The following is a 23,374-nucleotide window of genomic DNA, read 5'->3' on the forward strand; positions in this document are numbered from 1 at the left end:
CGTTGACGATAACGATCTGCGATTCTCTGCCGTAGTTTTCACAACGTCCCGAACGGACCATTGACTCTGCATTTCCTTCCGTCATAATCAGCCCTCCGCCTCGTTCGTGTTTTGCGGCCTCCCATCGTGATCCATCCTGGATCGCGGGCCGCACGCATGAAGAAGGTACTCGCTATGAGCGAGCAGACACCCGCTCCTGCGGGATACGGCAGCGCCGCCTACAAGGTGCTGTCGGTGCGCACCAGCGAGGACACCCGAGCCCAGCTCGAAGTCCTTGCCCTGCTCAACGAGCGCAGCGTGACCGAGGAGACTCGGATCGCGCTGGAGCACTGGGTTGAACAGTCCAAGTCCGACCCTGCCGTGCTCAAGCGCGCTGAGTAGGTGCGAGCTGAGATCGAGCGCGACGCAGAGACGAAGCGCAACGCCATCAACGCCGTCCTCGGCAACAAGGACGGCAAGACGGCGTCGGCTCGCACATGGCGACCTGAGCTGGTGCATCAGCGTGACCCGGCATGAGGACTACTTCTCAGCCGCAGCATGGGCGGTGGTCTTCCGCGAACGCTGGACGGACGCGGTCAACATGAGAGTGATATCCGCTCTGGAGCTTCCTCGCCGCATGCATATGCTCATGGACTCCCTGCCCTCGGTCGACTGACTGAGCACCGCGCGCTTGTGGCGGCATCCGACCGAGCTTGAGAGTTATGCGCTCTCGCTCGGCGGGTACCGCCGTCTTCATTGGATCGCGTGTCGGTGCCGCCGAGTAGAATTGCTACCAAGAGAGATGCGCGCTGCCCGAGGTGCGGGACTCGTGCCGGAAGGAGAGAGATTTGGCTGACAAGAACGCACTCGTGCCCGTGTGGACACTCGCCACCGAGGCCGAGGCGGTTCCTGACCTCGTTGGCGATGCCGACATGACTCCCGAGCGGCTCGCAGACCTGCGCACTGCGCTCGCGACGTTCGCGCAGGCACCTATCGCGACGCTGGAGATGCACCCGATCGAGCGACGCCGTGATTCGGCTGGCGGAATCGCGCTGCATGCGAGCAGCCCGCTTGCCCAGCAGCTCTCGCAGCTCGTCACGCAGACGGCACGATCGGCCCCAGCCAAGGTTGACGTGGCTACTTCGGGAGAAGTGCTCTACCGAATGGTGGTGCCCGCGAAGGTCGCCTCTCAGGTGAGCAAGGGCCTCGTGAAGCCGATGGCATCCAAGGCCGTCTCGGGCGGTGTTTACAGCGCGCTCCGCGACTCGACGGGGATTGTCTCCAAGGCAACATTTGTCCCTGTGTCTGGTGCGGGCGCGACCACCGGCGCTGCGGCGACTGCGGGAGTTGGCCTCGCGGGAGCTGGAGCGTTGACCGTCGCAGCGCCGCTCGTCCTGATGGCTGTCGCCGTCGGTTCGAGCGCCTACGCCGACCAACAACGTCAGAAAGCTATCGAGCGGATCACCGATCTGCTCGAGCAACTGCACGACGACAAGCTGGAGCAGGAACGCAACCGGCTCGACGGCTGCCGGGATGCGATCGACAAGGCCACCTCAGTCCTGCTCGACCAGGGCAAGATCGGGCAGTCGCTCGGGCTGGACTCCGCGTCACACGAGATCAGCACCGCGATTGCGGCTGTGCGTACCAGGCTCAAGAAATGGCAGGACGCACTCACTGAACTCCCGGAAGGGCCGGTGGAGCTGACTGCTCTGACGGAAGCATTCCCCGGTATCACGGATGAGAACGGTGCCTTCAGCGCGCACCTGGAGACCGCGAGGCTGGCCATCGCCCTGAAGCGTCGTGTCCTGGTGCTGCAGGCGGTAGAGCACGCGCAGCTCGACGGTACAGGCAACCCGTTCAAGTCGTTCCTGAGCGAGCTGCGCAGCGACGAGCAGCGACTGAATGATCTCGAATCGAGCATCAATGGCGTGTTGCTACGTCTGTCCTCGCTCGAGCTCAAGCGTCCGAGCGGTCTGCTGAAGAAGGTGCACTATGCGCCATCAGACGTCGACAAGTTGCTCACTGCCGCGTATAGACTCAGGGGCCTCAGCAACGGTCTCGACTCGGTTGGGAGCCATGCTGACGTGCTAATCGAGATCGAGCGGGGCCGTGACGGCTCCGTCGTGGTGTTTCCAGCTGAAGCAATCGAAGCGTGAGCTGACCTGATTCGTTGAGCGTCCCTGACCGTGCAGCCTCTTCTACAGACGCGGACTACTTCTTCGCGGCTTCTGCGAGCTTCTGGTTGCTGACGATGTAGACGTTGCGGCTCCAGGGCCAGTCGGCGATGAGTGCTGAGCCGTCGAACCATTCGCGGTCGCCTTCTGCGAGGTAGACGCCGTCCTATCGACCAACGCGGCGTCCTATCGACTTTGGGCTATCGACCAACGCGAAGCGGCCCAGCCAGCACACCCAGCCCACCCAGGCCAACAACCCCCACTCAATCCAACCCAACCCACTGCCCCTCATGGAGCACTAGGCAATCAGCGCCAACGCGGGCGGCCATTTCCTCTGCGGTGTGGCGGGCAAAATCCCTGCCTGTGGTAGTGAAGAGTACGTCGTGGATTGGAACGATCCGCTTGGGCGGGAACTGGCTGAGGTGGCGTTCTTGGTCGGCGCGTTTCACCCATGGGCCATCCATGGGCAAGAACAAGGTGTCCACATCTTGGAGCTCTTGGTAGGCATCGCCTGGGTGCAGGGCCTTCCCCGCGAAAAGGTATCCCACGTTGGGAATCGGTGGATCGTAAATACTCGCAATCGCCTGCTCCGCACCCACCACGTTGACCTGCAAATCCCCCACAGTAAGTACGTCTCCATCTGCCACGAGCTCAGCGTTCACCCCTTCTAAAGCCACGGGAGAAAACGCCCGAAGCTTAGGTTTCTTCTGCTGCGCCTTGCCCAAAGCATCGAGATCCACATGGTCAAAGTGGTCATGGGTAACTAAGACGGCGTCAAAGCTATCAAGGGCAGGAAACTGAGAAAACTCGCCGGGATCCACAATCACAGCAACTCCGCCGAGGCGCAGCCCCACTGCAGCATGGCCAAAACTTGTGATTTCTAGTTGTGCTTCCATCACTTCTCCAACCCTAAGCTCGAACGGTGGTATGGGGCGCCGGCCGGGTCTCGAGAGCAATTCCGACGCCACCATCAGGCACCCCAAACATCACTCCCCGCGCCGCGCGGCCCCCAACGCCCCTGCACTGATCAGTGCCAGCGCTGCGGTCACCGCCACACCCAGCCACAGCGCCTGTCCGCTCACACCGTTGCCGAGTGCGCTGAGGGCGGCCGTCGGATATTGCAGCGGCATGAGGTGCGCCACCACTTCTTGGGCGGTGCTCGCGGTGCCGGCCACTGCGCGGCTCCACACCCAACCCACAACGCCCACTTGCAGCGCCGCCCCGGCGATGGCCAAGACTGAGCCCGTGACCTGCCCAAATACGCGCACCAGCAGTGCAGCGCTCGCCGCGGAGGCCACCACAACACCCAGCGCCACCAACGCAGCGCCAATGGCAGCCGTGGCGCTCACACCTACGCCGAGCGTTGCGGTCAGCACGCCCACCAGCGCCACCAGCGCCACAGCTCCCACGGCCACCACGGCGGTGTGCCGCGAGCGGCCCAAGCCCAAGGCCGCAGCCAGCGCCGCAGCCGCCAGGAGGAAGGCGTACATCGGTGGCAGAGAGCTCAGCACACCTGCTTCCTCTGCCTCGGGGGTGCCTACCTCGGCGGCGGGGATGAGTTTGGCTACGTCGGTGATGTTGGATTGGTTTTGCTCGGCCATCTTGGCCAACTGCGCAGCCCCGTTCTCCAACTGGGTGACCCCGCCCACAGCCTGGTCTACACCGCTGCCCAATTCTTGCAGGCCAGCGGCCAGTTCCTCAGCTCCCTTGGTGGCCGAGTAGATGCCATCGTGGTAGCCGTAGCCTGGCACGTCGAGTTGGTTGGCCAGGTCGCGCGAACCTTGGCGCAGCCGTTGGAGGTTCTCGGTTGTTGCGGGGTCAATGGCAAAGCCCTCCACTTGGCCGCGGAATCCTGCGAGCTCTTGGAGCATCTGCGCCGAGCGTGGATCTGGGCTGGTGCGGAGCTGGTTTTCCACCTCGGTGATCGCCCCGAGGATGTCCACGCGCACCTTCTCAATCCCGTCGAGCTGGCTCAGCGCCGCCTCAATGCCGTTAGCAATCTCGGTTGCGCCGTCGCCCAACTGCCCGGTCCCGGCCTGCAGTTCCTTCATCCCCTCAGCCAGCGCTGCGGACCCTTCCTGTGCGGCCTTGGCCCCGTCGATAAGCCTCTGCGCCTCCTCAGTGATGCCTTCGGTGCCGGTAGCTACGCGGTCGATGCCGGATTTCAGCATGGCCGCCTGCCCCACCGCTTCGCCCGTAGCCTGGCGAATCTCATTGAACATCGCGGGATCGATGCTTGCCGACGGCGCGCCCGTGACCTCCTCCGCAGAATGCCAGGTGCTCGCGATGCTGGGGTGCAACGCTGTGCCCACAGCCAGTGGGGCGGCCAAAAGGATTGCGGCTAAGACGCGACGTGGGGTTGAGCTCATGCGTTTCAACCTAGCGCCTTGGCTGCTCAAGGGGGTTGCGGCACACCGCAAAAACACCGCGTCGATGCAGGAGAAATGTGACTACTGGTAAAGTTGTGAAAGTTTGATAGCCCGATTTCAGAACTATTTGTCCCGATCACGATGGGTGTGAAATAACCGTGACACTACTAACCGTCCTGGCGCTGGTGGCACTCGCCGTTGCCGTCGCCCCGGTAGCAGTGCGGCTTCTTGGGAGGAAGGCGGGTTGGCCGTTAGCAGCCATCCTGCTGGCAGCAGCCGCGCTTTTGCTCCGCCTCCAGCAACAAGCCAGCTCAGGCTCCAGCGCGTTGTCCGATGATTCCTACAGCTCCTACACCACATACAGCACAGTGTGGGTGCGTGACTTCCTCGGCCCCGGCGCGCACGCCGAGCTGAGCCTCAACGCAGATCCGCTCGCCATGTTCTTTGCGTTGCTGGCACTGGTGATCGGCGCAATTGTATTCATCTATTCTGCGGCATACCTGCCCAAGCGCAAGGGGGCAACGAGCTTTTACACGCTCATGACGGCCTTCACCGCCTCGATTCTGTTGCTGGTGCTGGCCAATGACGTAATTACGCTCTTCGTGGCCTGGGAGTTGGTGAGCCTGGCGTCTTTCATGCTGATCGCTCGCTCCGGCGGCAAGGGTGGAGAGCAAGGCTCGCAGCGCACGCTGATCCTCACCTTCATCGGCGGACTCACGCTGCTGGTGGCGCTGATGCTGGCGGCGAGCCAGACGGGTTCACTGCAAATCAGTGAGATCCTCGCATCCCCCGTATGGGAACAGCGCCCCACTCTGACGGCGGTGGTGGCGGTGCTGGTAGCGCTGAGTGCGTTTACCAAGTCCGCACAGTTCCCCTTCCACTTCTGGTTGCCGGAGGCAATGGCCGCGGCCACGCCGGTGTCTGCATTCCTGCACGCGGCGGCCGTGGTGAAGGCGGGCATCTACCTGCTGCTGCGGTTTAGCACCATTTTCCACAGCGTTGCCGTGTGGAACATTCTGCTCATCGTTGTGGGTATGAGTACCGCCGTGATGGCCAGCGTGTTCGCTATCCAGAAGACGGACTTGAAGAAGCTCACGGCCTACTCCACCGTCTCCCACCTGGGTTGGATCGTGGCAACCATCGGCGTGGGCACACCTTTCGCCTTGGCCGCGGCCCTGGTGCACACTCTGGCCCACGCTTTGTTCAAGTCTTCGCTGTTCATGCTGATCGGCGTGGTGGATCACCAAACGGGTACGCGCGATTCCGCGCGCCTGGGTTCCTCGTGGCGGCAGTTGCCGTTCACCTTCAGCTCCGTGGTGATTGCCGCGGCATCCATGGCTTCAGTACCGCCGCTGATGGGCTTTGTTTCCAAGGAGGGCATGCTGGAGGCATTCACGCAGGCGCCACTCGGAAACGTCGGCGTTGTTGTGCTGCTCATCGCGGCAACAATCGGCGCACTGTGCACCTTCACCTATTCCGCGCGCATCGTATTCGACGGCTTCATCGATGGCGATCGCGACATGTCCGACGTCAAAGAAGCCCCCATCTCCCTATGGTTGCCCGCGGCCCTGCCGGGGCTATTCTCCCTGCCTCTGGTATTTTTCCTCGGCACGCTCGACTCCCCCATCTCCCATGCCGTGGCAACCATCACCGAGGACCCCCACCTGCACCTCGCCCTGTGGCACGGTATTAATACGCCGCTGATTATTTCCGCGATCGTGCTGGCCTTCGGCGTGGCGGGTATCTTCATCCGCACCCAGATTTGGGCAAGGACTACCGACGCCACCATGTTCCCCGGTTCCGGCAACGCGGCCCTGCACGCACTGGTCTCCGCGCTCACCCGTATGGGCAAGCGCTTTGGCAAGCTGGCGGATTCGCTGAGCCCAACGCGCCACCTGGCGGCCATGTTTGCGCTGCTCATCACCTTTGCGGTGGCTGTGATCGCCCAGGGGCGCCTCACAGGCGCAGAGCTTGCGCCGCGGGTGCCGGGCACGGACCGCATTGCGGACCTGCTGCCTCTTGCCATCGTCGCTATTGCTTTGCATGCCCTCGTGCGCACCAACCGCCGTCTGAGTGCCACGGTGCTTATCGGCGTGGTGGGCGTGGGTGTGACGCTGCAGGTGCTCATGCTGGGTGCCCCGGACGTGGCGCTCACGCAGTTCATGGTGGAGGCGCTGGTTGTGGTGATCATGATGATGGTGATTCGCCAGCAGCCGGAGTTCTTCCACCACACCGCCGCGTACCGCAAGCGGATTGCTGCGGTCTTGGCTGCGGGCGTCGGCGTGCTCACGTTCGCGCTGGTCTACTTTGTGTTGGGCCGCCGGGAACGCCCCGACCTCGCACTGTGGTACCTGCAGGAGGCGCCGGGGATCACTAGCGGTGACAACGTGGTGAACACCATCCTGGTGGAGTTCCGCGCCTTCGATACCCTGGGCGAGCTTTCGGTGCTGGGTATGGCGGCCGTGGTGATCGCCGCAGTGGTCACCTCCATGCCGCGCTACCCATTCGCGGAGGGCACGCACCCCAAGCCATTTGGAAAGTCCCAGCTCAATGCCATCCCGATGCGGGAGCTGCTGCGTTTCCTCATCCCAATCCTGGGCATTTTGAGTTTCCTGGTGTTCATGAGGGGGCACAACCAGCCGGGTGGTGGCTTCATCGCCGCTCTGATCGCCGGCGGCGCTCTCATGCTGAGCTATCTTTCCCATGGCCGCGACCAGCGCATTTTCACCATCACCACCCCGATTTACCTCACCGGTGTGGGTATCCTCTTCGCGGTTGCCGCGGGCTTCATCGGTTTGCTCAAGGGGTCCTTCCTCTACGCGATCCACGGCAGCTTCGCGGGTTCGCACTGGACAACGTCGATGATCTTCGACATCGGCGTCTACCTCGCGGTGCTGGGCATGCTGAGCATGGCGATCAATACCCTGGGCTCCTACCTGCGCCCCGGCATGGATTACGCCGACCTCACCTTCACCCGCGAGGACTCCCCACTGCCCTCCCCGAAGCCGGTCAAGCAGGAATCCGCGCCCGCTGACACCGACACCGATGACCTGCCGCTGCGCGCACCGCATACTGCCGACGCAGCCAAGGCGCCAGCGGCCCAAGGCACTGCCGCGGCAACAGAGGAGGCACAGAACTCATGATTCTGGCACTGACAATCGCACTACTTGCAGGCAGCGGCGTGTATTTGGTGCTGCAGCGCGGCATGCTGCGCATCGTGATCGGCATGACGCTCATCAGCCATGCCGCCAACCTCATCATCTTGGCCGCCGGTGTGCCGGCCTGGCGCGGGGATCCATTCCCCAGCATCACCGACCTCAGCGCGGCCGCAGACCCACTCCCGCAGGCGTTTGTGCTCACGGCAATCGTGATCGCAATGGCTACCACCACATACATGCTCACGCTGTCTGGTCTAGGCCGAAGTGATGACACCGTGGCGGAAGAGGTGGCCGACGAAGACTCGCCGCTGCAAACCCTGGGGCGTTCCACCACCAACGCGGAGCTTTCCGCGGAACGCGACCACCAAGATTCTGAACAAGAGGAGGCAAAGTAATGGACGTGATGCTTCCCTTGTTCGTCGGCGTCCCGCTGACCGTTGTTGCCATCGCCGCGATGGTGCCGTGGCGCAGTGTGCGCGACGCCCTGGCATTGCTCACCCCCATTGGCACCGCGATCGCTGGCGTGTTCCTGTTCCAACACGTTGCCACCCACGGCACCATCGCCCATGCGGTGGGCCTGTATGAGGGAGCGGTGGCAATCCCCTTTGTGGCGGATGCCTTCTCCGCGGTCATGATTGTGGCCACTTCCATCGTGGCGTTCTGCGCCAACTGGTTTGCCATTGTGGCCGGGGAAACGCGGGCACGCTTCTACTCCGCGCTCTCCCTCATGCTGCTGACCGGCGTGATGGGTGCCCTCCTCACCGGCGACCTCTTCAACTTCTTCGTGTTCATCGAGGTCATGCTCCTGCCGAGCTACGGCCTGCTCGCAATGACCGGCACCTGGGCGCGTCTTTCCGCAGGCAGGACGTTTGTGCTTGTGAACCTGGCGACGTCGACACTGCTCCTCATCGGCGTAGCCGTGCTCTACGGAACCTTCGGCGCGGTGAACCTCGGCGCACTGACGGGCGCTGGCGTTACGGGTGGCCGCCCCACGCAGATCGCTCTGGGCATCGTGCTGGTGGCGCTCGCAGTGAAAGCCGGCCTGTTCCCCGTGCACACCTGGCTGCCACGCACCTACCCCTCCACCTCTGCAAGCGTGATGGCCCTGTTCTCCGGACTGCACACCAAGGTTGCCATTTACATGATCTTCCGCATTTATGCGGTGGTCTTTGACCTCGACCCACGCTGGTCCTGGCTCATCATCACCATTTCTTTGGTCACGATGATCGTAGGTGCGTTCGCGGGACTTGGGGAAAACTCCATGCGCCGCGTACTGGCCTACCAAATGGTGGGAGGCATGCCATTCATCCTGGTAATGCTGGCCTTTAGCAGCGGCAACGAGGTGGCAGCTCTGGCCGCGGGAATCCTCTACATGCTGCACCACATGATCACCCTGGGGGCACTGATCCTCACCACCGGCGCGATCGAGGAAACCTACGGGACTGACCTCCTTTCCAAACTCTCCGGGATCGCCAAGCGTGACCGCTGGGTGGCCGCCATCTTCGCCGCAGGCGCATTCTCCGTGGTGGGCTTCCCGCCATTCTCCGGCATGTGGGGCAAGGTGTTCGTGGTCCTGGGCATCGCCCAGGCCGGCACCTGGCAGGCGTGGCTCGTGATCACCGTTGTGGTGCTCGCCAGCTTCGGCGCCTTCCTGGCAATGATGCGCCTGTGGCGCGAAGTATTCTGGGGTCCGGGAATGAACCCCCAACGCATCCCGAGCAGCATGCGGGTGCCCTGGTGGCGCATCGCCCCCGGCGCAGTAATGGTCCTCATGAGCTTTGCAATGTTCATCCTCGCCGGGCCCCTGCTGGACACCGTTCGCACCGCAGCAGAAGGCCTGGTGGATGGCAACTCCTACCAGGAGGCAGTTCTGCACAACCCCTCAGCCGGCGCCGTAGAAGGAGGCCACTAAACCATGGTGATCATTCACGTACTGCGCTACTTTGTGTGGCTCACCTACCAAGTGGGGCTCGCTGGTTGGGCTGTAGCAAAAGCCACGCTCACCGGATCCAAAGACTCCCACCCCGTCATCCTGCACTACCCACTGCGGGTGGAAACAAACTTCCTGGTCACCGCCCTCGCGGCCTCCATCACCGTCACCCCAGCAACCCTATCCCTGGGCCTCAAAGACGGCATGCTGTTAGTCCACGCGGTGTTCGGCAAAGACCATGAGGGGCTGTTCCAAGACATCGCCAAGATGGAGGAAACCCTCGCACCCTCAGTGCGCGGGAAGGCGCATCCGAAGCAGTGGTTCGTGGAGGATCCAGCCCCCGCCCCCTCATCAACAAATGTGCAGCAACACCCAAAGAAGGAGGCGAGGTAAATGTTTGAAATCGTGCTGTACGTGGCGCTCGGGCTGATCGCCGCCACCATTTTGGGCACCATCGTCATGATTCTCAAAGAGCAAGACCAGTTCACCCGCGCCGTGGTAGCGGACCTCACCTTCTACCCCATGATCGGCTTCTATGTTGTGTGGTGCATGCTCAACGACTCACAGATTAACTACGAGGTTGCCCTGCTCGCTGGCCTGGTGGGCGGCGTGCTGCCCACCATGAGCTTGGCCCGAATCATCTCTAAGGGGAGGCGCTAAATGTCCACTGTTTTCAGCATCGTAGCTAGCCTCATGGTGTTGCTCGCGGCGGCACTGATGGTGCTCACGCTCATTGGCATCGTGCGCGCACCAGACGCACTCACCCGCGCCAACCTGTTGGGCCTGACCACGAGCATCGCGCTGCCGATGATCCTCGTGGCCAGCCTGATCAACGACATCGGCGCAGGCACCTTCACCTGGTGGAACCTGCTGCGGGTGTTCCTCACCATCACCGCACTGCTCGTGGTGCTTGCCATCGGCTCCTTTGTGATGGGGCGTTCGCTCTACCAAACGGCGAAAGAGCAATCCCACTAATTTTGTTCATGAGGGGGTGCCCAGCTCCGGATCTTGCGCAGCAGGATCCGGTTTTTGCGTTGCGAGTTCCCCAGTTTGGTGTTGAGGTAGCTGAGCACCTTGATGGCCTCGCCGATGAAGGGCCCTTTGTTGAGCATCACGCATTCGGCACGCAGCGCATAGGTAGCGTCGGTAATTTCTGCGCGGGAGGGCTGGCCTGTTTTCGCCATCGTCTCCAGGACCTGGGTTGCCAGGATCGTGGGCACGTGTGCGGCTTCTGCCGCCGCGGAGATGAACCGGGGCACTTCTGCCATGCGGCGGAAACCCAGCTCCACTGCGAGGTCGCCGCGGGCGATCATGAGTCCGAGCTTTTGGTAGCGCATGCCCTCCAAGAGCACTTCGCGCAGGTTGTTGTATGCGGGAATCGTCTCGATCTTGAGCACCAGGCCCACAGTGGCTTTGGGCCCGAGGGCGTTGATCACCGCGGCAACGTCCTGGGCGTTGCGGATGAAGGAAACCGCAACGATGTCCGCGTGCTGCTTGACGAACTCCAGGTGCCGGAGGTCGGCCTCGGTCAGGGAGGGCAGCGGCAACTCGGAATTAGGCAAGTTGATTCCTTTGTTGGCGGCCAAGGTGGTGCCGTTGGGGGCCGCGTGGGTCACGCGCAGGTGGACCTCGCTGGCGCTGACGTCGGTGACTTCGGCGGCCACCCTGCCGTCGTCAAAGAGCACCTGCTCCCCCACCTTGATCGCGCCCAGGACCTCCGGCAGGCTGAACGGGATGCGCAGGGGTGTGACTTTGTCCGCTAAATGGCGTGACATCTTGATCGCTGTGTGGCGCCCTCAGAGTGTCCACTCGTGAGACGCGTCGCTGGTAGGGTGAACAGGTATGAAACCCGCCTGTCTCACAAACGCATCAACGACAGACGGTGACACCGCTCTGGCAGGCCTTCTACTCAACTCCTTGCCGCTCAAGCGTCCCGTCTATGCCGCCTGTCTCGCCACAGTCGGCCCGGCAGGCACTCGCATCGCCACGATCGGGTGCGACCTGCAGAAAACGTTCCACATCGGTTCAATCAGCAAAGCCCTCAACGGCTTGATCTACACCGACATGGTGCAGACCAGGCTGATCTCACCGCACGACCGGCTCGAAGACTACCTCCCCCTGGCCGGAACAGCTGCCGGTGAAGCGACTTTGGAGTCCTGTCTGACCCACACCTCAGGACTGCCTGCCACCGGCGGGGGAATCCGCTCAGCAGCCCGAGCGCTCAGTGCTGTACTGACAGGTGGTGATCCACAACCCGAGAACCTCGCCGATCTGATGAACCAACTTCGCCGATCGCGTGTCCGTCATGCCGGGCGCTTCAGCTACTCCAACCTCGCTGCCTCAGCATTGGGCCACGCGTTAGCGGCCGCCGACGGGGCGGACTACCCGACGCTGGTGCGAAACAGGCTGACGATACCGCTGGGGTGTTCACGCCTGCGCGCTCAGCAACCTGCACAGCGAAACCTCCCGCATGACCTCAACGCTGTCACCGTGTGGGGCACTGACCTACTGCCCTGGACCGGGCAAGGCTATGGACCGTCCGGAGTGATCAGGGGAAGCGCCCATGATTTCGCCACGGTCATGTCAACCCTTCTCGCCGATGACTGTGTCTACGAGGATGCTTTCCGAGTGCGCTTCACTGATGACACTATATCTGTCGCGGCGGGGTGGTTTGTTGAAGACAGATCCGATCGACCCCTGGTGTGGCACAACGGTTACGCCTCCGGATTCGGCGCTCACATGGTGCTGGATCGCCAGCGCCGACGAGGGGCGTTCATCTCGGTGGTCAGCCCGTATCCCGACGCGGACATCGAGCCCGTCGCGATGACAATGCTGGATGCGGCGGTGTAAGCGACATCCTCTGTACGAGGCCACGACGACAGCAGGACGTTCTCGTCAGTGCCCGAGGACCAGGGTGCTGGCAGCAGCCTCAATGACATCGTCGGTGATGGTCTCCAACTCGTTGATCTTCAACACCCGCTTGATCTGGGGGAACAATCGCTCCACTACGCGGAAGTTGCCGCGGGACAGTCGCTCGATCGCGGCGATGGCTTGCGCATCTGTGAAGTCCTCCGGGTCCAGTTCTCTACCTAGGCGCTTGTAGTGCCGGTTCAGCACGAACAGCAGCTCGTCTTTGCCCAGGGCACGGTAGCGATGAGAGAACCCAAGCCGGCTGAACAGCTGGGGGTAGTGCCGGAAGCGCTGGTCAATGCCGGGCATGCCGATGAACATGATCGCCACACCGTCACGATCATGGATGTCGCGCAGCATCTCCAGGGCGGTGGGAGGCAATCGTTCTGCCTCATCAATGATGATCAGTTGGGTGAGCTTCTCACCACTGGATCTGCGCATGTGGAGCCTGTCTCGCTGCCCGGTGGCCATCAGATGCTCCATGATGCAGGCATCGAGTTTTCCCCGGTAGAACTCGATGTCCTTGATCAACGTCCGGTACTTCGGTTGTACCTCAGGGGTGTAGAAGATGGTCCGGGTCCGATGGGCCGTCGCGTAGATGGCCAGGTCTGATTCACTGCGTGGCCCCCAGGCGTCGATGAACGTTCCCAGGGTGTCCCAGTGGGCGTACCGTCTGGCGGACTGTGTTTTGCCGACTCCTGCCTCGCCGTGGCAGATGCCGATGGTGGTGTCTTTGCGGATGGCGTTGGCGAACTCGACGAAGCGGCGGTGTTCTTTGGTGACGATGAAGTCGCGGCTCATGGTGACAGGTCCTCTTCGTAGGTCCGCAGGCGAGACGCACGGCCACGCAGACGTGGCGTTTCGGCGTTCACATCGGGGTTCACAGGGGCACGGTCTGTTGGGCGTGCCTCGTGGGTGGGGATGCGCTCGTTGATTTCGGCACGTAGTTGACGTCGTCGGCGTCGACGAGCGGCCTGGATATCTGCCAGGCTGTAGCGCTGGTTGGGGTGGTCTTCATCCACGGCGACGCACAGCGACGTGTCGTGGTCGTAGACCCGGATCTCGGAGAGATCCCTCGGGTCGTAGCGGATGGTGACGTCATGGCCGACAAAAGGTGCCATGGTCGGACTGAGGTAGCGCTGTCCTTGGAAGTGGATGCCGTCTCGCTGCACCCGGCGGTGGGTGGAGACCCGCAGCAGGAGCCCGTCGAGTTCTTCCAGGTTCTCTGGCATCCTGGGAATCCATCCCCGTCCGATCCACGCGGCCTTCGGGCTGGTGTTGATTGAAGAATGCGTGCGTTGGTTATAGCTGCTGATGAACTCGCCGACAGCGGTATCCAGGCTTGTCAGGTCCAATACGGGGTGTGGGTTTCAGACGCCAGGGGCGAGGTGGCCGGGCAGGGTGGTGAGCAGTTCGGTGTTGACGGTGCTGAAGAACCGCTCGATCTTGCCGCGCCCCTGCGGACGGGCAATAGTTGAATGGATGATCCGGATCTTCAGCGCTGTCGTGGTGTATGTGATGTGGCCACTGGTGAAGTCGGAGCCATGATCGACATAGAGGACGTCGGGAATACCGCACATCGCCCAAGTGGGGTCTGTTTTCCGCCAGATAGCTTGGCGCAGTGCCAGGGCGGTGTTCATCGCTGAGGGCGCGGTGGTGGTGACCATGTAGCCGCACACTGCCCGGGAGTAGTCGTCGATGATGATGGTGAGCCAGGGGCGAGTCGGCGTGCCGTCCGGGTTCTGGATGAGAATGTCGAGTTGGGTGTGATCGGCCTGCCAGATGGCGTTGGGGCGTTCAGCCCGGTGCCGGTAGACGAGTTCGTGTCGATCCCGGTAGGACGTCGGACCCTCCAGAGCGAGGGTGACCATCGCCGGGTCAAGCGCTTGGATGATGCCACGCACCGTGGCGTAGCTGGGTGGTTTCACCGATAGTTGCTGTGCTCGGGAGTTCACCAGGCGGTGCAGGGCGGCCATCGATGGACGTGGCCTGGTGAGCCCGAGGTGTTCTATGTAGGCGACCAGTTCCGCGGATATGCGATGTGCCCCGGCATCGGATCGTGTGGTGGTGCGCAGACCGTGGATTCCGTGGAGCGCAGGTAGGCATAGTCCACCAGGTTGTGCGCCCCGAAGCTGTGCTCCGGTGCCACGGCAGCCAATTGCGCGCTAAATCTGGTGTGCTCTGCGTCGAGGTGCCCCAACAGTGCGTCAATTTCCGCCGCCAGTGCCGTGGCCGCCTGCCGTTCTACGCCCATGTGATTTTTCCTTTTCACCGTCACGTCAAAGAGTGCTGGTGATATTGTGCCTGCTTCCGGCCGATCCTGCAGAGTGGGGCCGCTGATCAACTCAGCGCATGCAAAAGGCGGCAGCCTCTTGGGTCTGCCGCCTTCTCAAGGGAGTGACTGCTACTTCTTGGTAGCAAACACCTCACGGAGCTTCGCTGCGAGGTCCTGGTCCAGCTTGCCCCAGTACTCGTACACCTGCTCCTCAACCTGCTCGGAAACACCAACCATGGCGTTGGTCACGTTGTCGATGAAGCGCTCGCGAGCGGCATCGTCGAACACCTCCAGGTAGAGGGTGCGTGCCTGCACGAAGTCATCGTCCTCAGCGTGCTTCACGTATGCCGCACGAACGAGGTCGGTGCCGTGTGGGTCTGGGTTGACGTACAGATCGCCAGCCTGGCCGTAGGTTACGCCGGAGGAAGAAGTCTGACCGTCATCCAGGAAGCCTGCGCCCTTTTCAAAGCGGTTCGGGCTGTACACAGGTGCGCCGGCGTCATTGAACTCCACCGCCATGGAGCCCTGGTGAGAGTAGGTGTTCACCTCAGAAACTGGGCGGTTGATTGGCAGGTGGCGGTAGTTCGCACCGATGCGGTAGCGCTGTGCATCTGCGTATGCGAATGCGCGGGCCATGAGCATGCGGTCTGGGGAGAGACCGGTGCCGGGAACGATGTTGGATGGGTCCAGGGCGATCTGCTCGATCTGCGCGTGGAAGTTCACTGGGTTGCGGTTGAGCTCAAAGTAGCCAACCGGAATCAGTGGGTAGTCCTTCTGGGACCATACCTTGGTGAGATCGAATGGGTTGAAGCGGTAGCTCTCAGCCTCATCGAATGGCATGATCTGCACCTTGACGTCCCAGCGTGGGAAGTCGCCGCGCTCGATGGCCTCAAAGAGGTCACGGCGTTGGTAGTCAGCGTCCTTACCAGCCATTTCCTCAGCCTCAGCGCCGGTGAAGGTTTCCCAACCCTGCTGGGTCTTGAAGTGGTACTTCACCCAGAACGCCTCGCCGGCCTCATTGACCCACTGGAAGGTGTGGGAACCAAAGCCGTCCTGGTGGCGGGAGGTCTTCGGGGTTCCGCGGTCACCCATGAGGTAGGTCACCTGGTGGATGGACTCTGGGGTGCGGGTCCAGAAATCCCACTGAGCATCCGCGTCACGCAGGCCGGATGGGCCAACGCGCTTCTGGGAGTGGATGAAGTCTGGGAACTTGATGCCGTCACGCAGGAAGAAGGTTGGGGTGTTGTTACCAACGATGTCCAGGTTGCCTTCTTCAGTCCAGAAGCGCAGTGCGAAGCCGTGGACGTCCCGCCAAGTATCTGGGGAGCCCTGCTCACCGGCAACAGTGGAGAAACGGACAGCCATTGGAGTGACCTTGCCTGGCTGGAACAACGCGGCCTTGGTGTACTTGGACACATCCTCGGTGACGTGGAACTCACCGAATGCGCCGTGGCCCTTTGCGTGTGGGTTGCGCTCTGGCACGCGCTCGCGGTTGAAGTGCGCCAGCTTTTCAATGAGCTGGAGGTCATTGAGCACGTTTGGACCCTGTGGGCCCGCGGTGATGGAAATGTTCTCAGATGCAACGGGCTGACCACCAAGGCGGGTGCTGTTGCCCTTTGGTTCTGGGCGCTGGCCGTTGCTCAAGATTGGATCTACAGCGTTCATGAAGGATTCTCCTATGGGTTGCAATTCTCTTCCCAACCTACACCTAGAAGATAAGCCTTGCAATTGATTCTTGACTATTAGGCAGACCTAATCAATTCCCCTCGCCTGCCCCCTTACTACGCCTGAGACTCCCTTTGATACAGTCTTGCAGTATGAACCGTGTGGAGCATGACGCCTACGTCACCCAACTCGCACTCGCTGCGGGCAGGGGTGACCGCGCGGCACTCCACAATTTTATTCGGGAAACGCAGTCGGACGTGTGGCGCCTGCTCGCCCATTTAGGAGGTCAAGAAATTGCGGACGACCTCACCCAAGAAACCTATCTCCGCGTGATCAGCGCACTTCCCCGCTTCGCCGCGCGTTCGTCGGCACGCACCTGGCTGCTTTCACTTGCTCGGCGCGTGTGGGTGGACAACATCCGCCACGACATGGCCCGCCCGCGGAAATCGGCGGCGGAAATTGAGGATTTTGAGCCCCGCACGGCACCGAGCTCCTGGAGCGAATGGGTTGACGTGCGCATGCTCATCGACGCCCTGCCCGAGGAACGCCGCGAAGCCCTGATCCTCACGCAGGTGCTGGGGTATTCCTATGAGGAGGCTGCAAAGATTGCCGACGTGCGCCTGGGCACCATCCGCTCAAGGGTAGCCCGCGCGCGTGCGGATATCATTGCAGCAACACGCACAGAAACAGGCGAGCAACGCCAAAGCGGCACCGCCTAGAGGCAGCGCCGCTCATGGGCTTTGTCGTGCAGGTTAGACCAGCAGTTCAGCAATCTGAATGGTGTTCAGCGCCGCACCCTTGCGCAGGTTGTCACCGGAAACCACGAACACCAGGCCCTTGTTGTCATCCACCGTCTGATCCTGGCGGATACGGCCCACCAGGGAATCATCCTTGCCTGCGGCGGCAAGTGGAGTTGGCACCTCAACAACCTCTACACCCGGAGCCTTCTCCAGCACCTCGCGTGCCTGCTCCGGGGTGATTGGGCGCTCGAACTCGGCGTGGACGGTCATGGTGTGACCGGTGAACACTGGCACGCGCACGCAGGTACCGGCAACCTTGAGGTCTGGGATACCCAGGATCTTGCGCGACTCGTTGCGCAGCTTCTGCTCCTCATCGGTCTCACCCGTGCCGTCCTCAACCAGATTGCCAGCAAACGGCAGGGCGTTGAAGCCGATTGGTGCAACATATGGCCCCAGGTCCTCGGGGGCCAGCACGGAGCCGTCGTGAACGAGCTCCACGTTGCGGTCACCGATTTCAGCAACCTGCTTCGCAAGGGTCTCCACGCCGGCAAGACCGGAACCGGAGACGGCTTGGTAGCTGGAAACGTGCATCTTGACTAGGCCCGCGGCGTCATGCAGGACCTTTGCCACAGGCATGATTGCCATGGTGGTGCAGTTCGGGTTGGCGATGATGCCCTTGGGCAGATTGTCCTTATCTGCAGGATTTACCTCAGAGACGATGAGCGGAACTTCATCATCCTTGCGCCACGCAGAGGAGTTATCCACAACCGTTGCACCCGCAGCGGCGAACACAGGAGCCCACTGCTTGGAGGTGCTACCACCTGCGGAGAACAGGGCGATGTCAATGCCAGCAAGCGTTTCCTCGTTCTGGAGGGCCAGATCCTCAATTTCAATTTCGGTGCCCTCAAACTCCACCTTCTGGCCTGCGGAACGTGCGGAGGCGAACAGGCGCAGCTTGTCCAACGGGAACTTACGCTCCGCCAAAATATCACGCATTACGCGGCCAACTTGTCCTGTGGCGCCAACTACGGCAACGGTGGTCATGGAAGGGGGTTTCCTTTCAATTGAGGGTTCTTGAGCCAGGCCGCTATTAACGGCCCGTGCCTGCGTACACGGTGGCTTCGGTGTCTCCGCCAAGCTCGAATGCCTCGTGCAGTGCGCGGGCGGCGTCGTCGAGGTTGGACTCGCGGATGAGGACGGAGATGCGGATCTCTGAGGTGGAAATCAGCTCAATGTTGATTCCCTTGTCGCGCAGCGCCTCGCAGAACACTGCGGTCACACCAGGGTGGGACTTCATACCTGCGCCCACCAGGGAGACCTTGCCCACCTGGTCGTCATAGAGCACATTTTCCCACTCATGCTGCGCCTGCAGGTTGCGCAGGAGTTCCATGGCGCGGGGGCCGTCGGTACGCGGGCAGGTGAAGGTGATGTCAGTGCGGTTGTCCTCCAGGGAGGAGATGTTCTGCAACACCATGTCGATGTTGATTTCGGCGTCGGCAAGCGCGCGGAACACGGTTGCGGCAGCGCCGGGGGAATCAGGGATGCCCAAAACGGTGATCTTGGCCTCGGAGTTGTCCGTGGCAACACCGGTCAATACTGCTTCTTCCACAGGAATATCCTCCATAGAGCCGGCAACCAGGGTGCCGGGGTCATTGCTATACGACGAACGAACACGAAGCGGCACGCCAAATGCACGGGCGTACTCTACGCTGCGCAACACCAGAATCTTGGAGCCGACGGCAGCGAGTTCCAGCATCTCCTCAAAGGAAAGCTTTTCCAACTTCTGCGCATTGGGGACGATGCGTGGGTCCGCGGTGTACACGCCATCAACGTCTGAATAAATCTCGCACACATCAGCGTTCAGCGCTGCCGCAAGGGCAACCGCGGTGGTGTCAGAGCCGCCACGGCCCAAGGTGGTCACATCCTTGGATTCGCGGTTCACGCCCTGGAACCCGGCCACCAGGCAGATCTTGCCTTCGTCCAGCGCCTCACGAACACGCCCTGGGGTGACGTCCACGATGCGCGCATTACCGTGGCGCTCCGTGGTGATCACGCCAGCCTGCGAACCGGTGAAAGACTGTGCCTTCGCGCCAAAAGACTCAATGGCCATTGCAACGAGTGCGTTGGAGATGCGTTCGCCGGCAGTCAGCAGCATGTCCATCTCACGCGCCGGCGGCACGGGATTGACCTGCGCTGCAAGGTCCAACAGCTCATCGGTGGTGTCACCCATCGCGGAGCACACCACAACAACATCGTTGCCTTGCTTCTTGGTAGCCACAATCCGCTCAGCAACGCGACGAATACGTTCCGCGCTCTCAAGCGAGGATCCGCCATACTTCTGTACGACAAGTGCCACGGGCAACGCCCTTTCCGAGACCTCAACCGCCGTACCTACACGCGCGGCTTCACCCTCTCAAATACATCCGTTATTTCGCCCAATAACCATAGCATTCTGTTGCCCAACCGGTAAAAGGCGGGACAGAGCCAAACGGGTCACATTCACCGGCACAAACACGCTTCACGACGCACCCAAGCGCCGCACCCCCAACCACCGCCGGAGCGTTGCGGTTGGGGGGCGCGCTGCCTGTGCTCGCCCCCTCATGAGCAAAAGGCGTTGGGGGTTAGTTACTTGGCGTTGAGCGGAACCTCACCCACACGCCGGCCGCCAGGAGGCAGGCGGCAAGCAATGCCAGCAACAGCACATTTGCACCAGTGTTGCTGAGCTGCCTCACAGAACGCGGCTGCTCAGTTTGCGGCGTGGTTTCATTCGGCGTGTTCACCGACTCCGAAGGCCTTGGCTCCGAAGGCGATGGCACCGGAACAGGCACCGGAATCGTGGGGATCGGTGGCACTGGTTCCTCTGGAGTGGTGCTCGCCGGCGGGGTTGCAGGTGGCGTGGTTGGTTCCTCTGGGGTGGTTGGCGGGGTTGAAGGTGGTGTGGTTGGTGGCTCCGTCGGAGGAATTACCTCCCCCGCGCTGCCGATGCCGAACCCAGCCGAAGTTCGCATGCGCATCTTAGTGGTATCTGTGCGTGCCACCGCAGAGTTCACATAGTCGGTCTGCGGGGTTGCACCTGCGAGCTGCGCATGAATCTTCACCACCGAGTCCTGCCCGTAAGTAAGGCCTGGGGCGATGATACGGATCGCCGTGGCGTTCTCCACCATGCCCTTTTGCCAAATGTCCGAGGGCTCGCCAGGCTTGCCATTTGCAACTGCGCCCGGGTCTTCATCCAACGTGGATGGGTCCAGGTTGGTGGAGTACACCGTTGCGCCCGCTGGGACCTCCACCTTGGTCACGGAGTGCGTGCCTGTGAAGGTATTTCCGCGGTCGTCTTTTTCTACGAACGGGAGGATATCAATGGTGTCCGTGAACTTTTGCGTGGAAGGATCCACCGAGATCAGTTGGATGCTCCAAACAGCCAAGGCGGTGCCGTCCTCGGTTTCCCAGACGGGCTTGGCTGCCGTGCTTTCGGAAGTGGGCTCGGTGGTTGGTTCAGCGGTTGGTTCGGTAGTTGGTTCAGCATCCTCGGTGGTTTGTGGCTCATCAGAAGCAACCGCGGAGACCTCGGTAGTTGGTTCCGCGCTCGGCGCGGCGCAGGGATCCTCGCTGGTCTCACCAATTGTGCTTACCTCTGCTACCGTGCCGGGCCCTGCGGTCTCGCCCTCTGGGGTGCTGGGCGCGTCGCAAACTTCAACGCTCTTAATGATTCTCGTGAAGCCTGAGTTCGGCACGATGATCTGCGCGGATGCGGAACGCACCTGGTCTTGGGACACGGCGCTGGCCACGTTGGTAAGGCGTGACCCCGGAGCAACGCTGCCAAGAACCTCAACCTTGTAAGTGATTGTTTGCTGCTCGGCGTTGGGCATTACGTCTTCGAAGCGCCAAATGATCTGGTTTGTATCCACGCGAACAGGCTCAACTGATGCGCTGTCTTCCACGTAGCGCATGCCCTGCGGGAGTTGGTCGATCACGGTCACGGCGTCAGGTGCTGGGTTTGCCAGGTTGGATTCCAGGCCGAAGGACACGGTGTATTCGGCTTGCTCGCCGGGGCCGTACTCGGCTTTGGCTACATCCTTGCTCACCAGCGGTGAGGAGCCAACAACGCGCAGCACGTCACGGTGCGGGCCGGCATACGGGTATTGGAGGCCAGGTGTTGCTGTGCCAAAGGGTTTGACGTCGGTAGCTACCAGCGTGCGGTCAGCTTCGCGCCGGAATGGGTCGTTCCACGCCCAGCTTGTGTTACCTTCCTTCAGCGCCGTGTTAAACGTCCAGATGTCCGTGCCGATTGGCGTGTCCGGCTTGATCCTTTGATCCACCATGAGGAACACCATGTTGTTGTAGTTGTTGACCTCGGCGGCGAAGGCGGGCTTCACCACGGTCTTCACCGCTTTCACAGTGGAGAGGTCCGCGGGTGGGGTGTTGGACCAGCCCTCCGGGTTGCCAAAGGCATCATCGCCGCGCTTCGTAGTCGTGCCACATTCAAAGGTGTTGGGATCTGCTACTTCGCCGGTGTAGTACCAGATTTCCTTGCCGGAATCGTGGTAGTACAGCGAAGGCGAGGCGCTCTGATCATAGGAAACACGCGCTCGCTCGAACACCACATGGTCCGTGTCCAGGATTTGGCACAGCCAGTTGTCACCTCGCTGGTTTGGGTTGAAGGGAACCCGCACACCAGACGCCGACATCACTGTGGCACCAGCCGGCGCTTTCGAAGTGTCGGTCCATGGCGTGCCGGGGTAAGAAACCGGCGACTGGGAGGCAACCGTCCAGCCACCAGTCCAGCTTCCGCGCACAACGGGAACGCGGTTGGAGTTGTTATCCCGGTTGTCCTGCGCAGTTTGCCCATCGACGGACTCGTAGGTGGGAGCAGACGCACTAATGCTGACCTGGCCACCTGGATTCCGGTAGGTCACCTTGAACGTGAGATTGCCAGCGGCGATCACATCAGAATCCAAAGGCAGAGGCTGGCCGTTGGAATCTAGCTCCGGACCTGCTCCGTACTGCAAACCGGAGAGAGTGAGGCGGTACTGGTTGGTCCCAGTGCTCACGATTTCACACTGGGGGAAGTAGGTGGAGTTGGTGGTAACCGCATCTCCCGAAAGCGGGAAACCCGACTGCCGAGTGGTGTTTGGCACACAGCCCTGCCCCTCAAGTGCAACCTGAGGAGCAGCGGCGTTGCCGTTGTAGGTCATCGTGAGGTCGTAAGAAACTGAGTCCGGACCGGCAGCAGTTTGTTTTGCATGAGAGATGGAGAAGGGGAAGGTGATGAGCTGATCCGTGCTGTTGATTCGCTGCACAGAAGCGGGACCACCATCGTTGAACTTGGCGTCCATGCTAAATGGTGCGCGGATGGGGATCTTGGGCAGTTCCACTTTCAAACCGCGGAAGGTGCCGTTCACACCCACCTCAGAGTTTGGTGGACCGTCCACATACACGCCGGCGAACGCGAACTCCGCGGTGCCCTCAAAGCGTTCCCCGAGGTCGCAGGTCAAGTTCCGGCGATCCTCACTGAGCTCGGTGAGGGGCCCAGTGCAGGTGGAGGGGATTTCCGTGAAATAGCCGTTTTCCGCAGTCAGCGTAAGAATGTTGTCCGCAACGCTGGCGTTTCCCGGCGCGTGCGCATCATCGTTAATGTCGAAGTGCCAAATAGTGCCCAGCACGTCATGGTGCGAAACAGCATATTCCGGCTGGTCAATCCACTTTCCAGTGAACTCATATGCCTTGGTTGCAGCCAATGCTGTTGACCCCAAAGCCAAGATCACGACCATGAAGAGGGCAAGGGCGGCTGAAACGAGGGCAGCCGGATGGACCCTTGAGGGTTTTGAGGGCGTTGAGGGCTTTGTGAGCGCCATGGGACTCCTAAACGATAATCAATTTCTCATTTGACTAAACTAAGAAACCGCTAAGAAGTCAAGGGGTGCGGGTGGTTTTGTGTGGCACGGGGCACATTGAAAGGGTTCATTGAAGGAACTGGGGCGCGCGCGGCAATAAGGGCGTTCGAGGAGATACAGATCCCAACGTCCACAAACGAGGCCGCCCAGTACCTTCCCATTACGTTGTTAGCAGTTCCACCCCAGGGCACCGAAGATACATAGCCTGTCCACCCGATTGGGCGGGCTATGTTTATGTCCGTTCCCGCCATCCGAAAGGACAGTGGAACTAGTCGCTGGCTTC

Annotated in this window: 21 protein-coding genes and 1 pseudogene; 11 read left to right on the top strand and 11 right to left on the bottom strand. The window is 61.5% G+C overall.

The annotated features are described in order from the left end of the window. Positions 1-174 precede the first annotated feature (174 nt). The 3 genes from NQ018_RS03025 (at position 175) to NQ018_RS03035 (ending at position 2,135) form a co-directional block, all read left to right on the top strand. Positions 175-381, top strand: a complete 207-nt coding sequence (locus NQ018_RS03025; protein ID WP_257058275.1) for a hypothetical protein — start codon at positions 175-177, stop codon at positions 379-381. Then, a complete protein-coding gene (locus NQ018_RS03030; RefSeq protein WP_257058277.1) occupies positions 382-516 on the top strand; it encodes a hypothetical protein in 135 nt (44 codons plus the stop codon). 311 nt (positions 517-827) lie between these two features. Further along, complete coding sequence (locus NQ018_RS03035; protein ID WP_257058280.1) at positions 828-2,135, top strand: hypothetical protein; 1,308 nt, start codon at positions 828-830, stop codon at positions 2,133-2,135. Positions 2,136-2,416: 281 nt separating this feature from the next. On the opposite strand, the gene NQ018_RS03040 is transcribed toward NQ018_RS03035, so the two are convergent. Beyond that, on the bottom strand, positions 2,417-3,049 hold the full coding sequence (locus tag NQ018_RS03040) for an MBL fold metallo-hydrolase (protein ID WP_257058283.1): 633 nt from the start codon (positions 3,047-3,049) through the stop codon (positions 2,417-2,419). A gap of 90 nt (positions 3,050-3,139) precedes the next feature. Continuing rightward, positions 3,140-4,522, bottom strand: coding sequence for a hypothetical protein (locus NQ018_RS03045; protein WP_257058285.1), 1,383 nt, complete (start codon positions 4,520-4,522; stop codon positions 3,140-3,142). A 158-nt stretch (positions 4,523-4,680) separates the two neighbouring features. On the opposite strand from NQ018_RS03045, the gene NQ018_RS03050 reads away from it, so the two are divergent. From NQ018_RS03050 to NQ018_RS03075, 6 genes are read left to right on the top strand one after another with little or no spacing between them, the layout of a single operon-like run. Then, positions 4,681-7,665 (top strand): DUF4040 family protein, encoded by a 2,985-nt coding sequence (locus NQ018_RS03050; RefSeq protein ID WP_257058287.1) that lies wholly within the window; start codon positions 4,681-4,683, stop codon positions 7,663-7,665. Beyond that, complete coding sequence (locus NQ018_RS03055; protein ID WP_257038840.1) at positions 7,662-8,075, top strand: cation:proton antiporter subunit C; 414 nt, start codon at positions 7,662-7,664, stop codon at positions 8,073-8,075. Before NQ018_RS03050 ends, NQ018_RS03055 begins: the two co-directional genes overlap by 4 nt. Beyond that, entirely contained in the window at positions 8,075-9,592 is a 1,518-nt protein-coding gene (locus NQ018_RS03060; RefSeq protein ID WP_257058289.1) for a monovalent cation/H+ antiporter subunit D family protein, read from the top strand. The genes NQ018_RS03055 and NQ018_RS03060 overlap by 1 nt, the downstream gene beginning before the upstream one ends. A gap of 3 nt (positions 9,593-9,595) precedes the next feature. Next, positions 9,596-10,003, top strand: a complete 408-nt coding sequence (locus NQ018_RS03065) for a Na+/H+ antiporter subunit E (RefSeq protein ID WP_257058291.1) — start codon at positions 9,596-9,598, stop codon at positions 10,001-10,003. Beyond that, a complete protein-coding gene (locus tag NQ018_RS03070; protein ID WP_257038843.1) occupies positions 10,004-10,270 on the top strand; it encodes a cation:proton antiporter in 267 nt (88 codons plus the stop codon). After that, positions 10,271-10,585 carry a Na+/H+ antiporter subunit G gene (locus NQ018_RS03075; protein WP_257038844.1) on the top strand — a complete coding sequence of 105 codons (315 nt, stop codon included), beginning with the start codon at positions 10,271-10,273 and terminating at the stop codon, positions 10,583-10,585. On the opposite strand, the pseudogene NQ018_RS03080 reads toward NQ018_RS03075, so the two are convergent. Further along, a pseudogene (locus NQ018_RS03080) lies at positions 10,582-11,349 on the bottom strand (pyruvate kinase); the annotation flags it as partial. The gene NQ018_RS03075 and the pseudogene NQ018_RS03080 overlap by 4 nt on opposite strands. Positions 11,350-11,527: 178 nt before the next feature. On the opposite strand from NQ018_RS03080, the gene NQ018_RS03085 reads away from it, so the two are divergent. Further along, positions 11,528-12,460 (top strand): serine hydrolase domain-containing protein, encoded by a 933-nt coding sequence (locus tag NQ018_RS03085; protein ID WP_257058295.1) that lies wholly within the window; start codon positions 11,528-11,530, stop codon positions 12,458-12,460. 45 nt (positions 12,461-12,505) lie between these two features. On the opposite strand, the gene NQ018_RS03090 is transcribed toward NQ018_RS03085, so the two are convergent. From NQ018_RS03090 to NQ018_RS03110, 5 genes are all read right to left on the bottom strand, one after another. After that, positions 12,506-13,321 (bottom strand): AAA family ATPase, encoded by an 816-nt coding sequence (locus tag NQ018_RS03090; protein ID WP_257058297.1) that lies wholly within the window; start codon positions 13,319-13,321, stop codon positions 12,506-12,508. Further along, positions 13,318-13,752 carry a Mu transposase C-terminal domain-containing protein gene (locus NQ018_RS03095; protein WP_257058298.1) on the bottom strand — a complete coding sequence of 145 codons (435 nt, stop codon included), beginning with the start codon at positions 13,750-13,752 and terminating at the stop codon, positions 13,318-13,320. The genes NQ018_RS03090 and NQ018_RS03095 overlap by 4 nt, the downstream gene beginning before the upstream one ends. Positions 13,753-13,890: 138 nt before the next feature. Then, complete coding sequence (locus NQ018_RS03100) at positions 13,891-14,448, bottom strand: TnsB C-terminal domain-containing protein (RefSeq protein WP_257058300.1); 558 nt, start codon at positions 14,446-14,448, stop codon at positions 13,891-13,893. A gap of 80 nt (positions 14,449-14,528) precedes the next feature. Next, positions 14,529-14,774, bottom strand: coding sequence for a hypothetical protein (locus tag NQ018_RS03105; protein ID WP_257058303.1), 246 nt, complete (start codon positions 14,772-14,774; stop codon positions 14,529-14,531). Positions 14,775-14,924: 150 nt separating this feature from the next. Continuing rightward, positions 14,925-16,460: a catalase gene (locus tag NQ018_RS03110; RefSeq protein ID WP_257038846.1), complete on the bottom strand. Its 1,536-nt coding sequence runs from the start codon at positions 16,458-16,460 to the stop codon at positions 14,925-14,927. A 152-nt stretch (positions 16,461-16,612) separates the two neighbouring features. Here NQ018_RS03110 and NQ018_RS03115 point away from each other — a divergent pair, with 152 nt between their 5' ends. Next, on the top strand, positions 16,613-17,179 hold the full coding sequence (locus NQ018_RS03115; RefSeq protein ID WP_257058306.1) for an RNA polymerase sigma factor: 567 nt from the start codon (positions 16,613-16,615) through the stop codon (positions 17,177-17,179). Between the two features lie 33 nt (positions 17,180-17,212). On the opposite strand, the gene NQ018_RS03120 is transcribed toward NQ018_RS03115, so the two are convergent. The 3 genes from NQ018_RS03120 to NQ018_RS03130 all read right to left on the bottom strand — a co-directional run bounded on the left by NQ018_RS03120 (position 17,213) and on the right by NQ018_RS03130 (position 23,052). Continuing rightward, positions 17,213-18,244 (bottom strand): aspartate-semialdehyde dehydrogenase, encoded by a 1,032-nt coding sequence (locus tag NQ018_RS03120; RefSeq protein ID WP_257058308.1) that lies wholly within the window; start codon positions 18,242-18,244, stop codon positions 17,213-17,215. A 46-nt stretch (positions 18,245-18,290) separates the two neighbouring features. Next, positions 18,291-19,556 carry an aspartate kinase gene (locus tag NQ018_RS03125; protein WP_257058310.1) on the bottom strand — a complete coding sequence of 422 codons (1,266 nt, stop codon included), beginning with the start codon at positions 19,554-19,556 and terminating at the stop codon, positions 18,291-18,293. 265 nt (positions 19,557-19,821) lie between these two features. Next, positions 19,822-23,052: a DUF11 domain-containing protein gene (locus tag NQ018_RS03130; RefSeq protein ID WP_257058313.1), complete on the bottom strand. Its 3,231-nt coding sequence runs from the start codon at positions 23,050-23,052 to the stop codon at positions 19,822-19,824. Positions 23,053-23,374: the final 322 nt, after the last annotated feature.

The organism is Corynebacterium kozikiae, assembly GCF_024580965.1.
Lineage (GTDB): Bacteria > Actinomycetota > Actinomycetes > Mycobacteriales > Mycobacteriaceae > Corynebacterium > Corynebacterium kozikiae.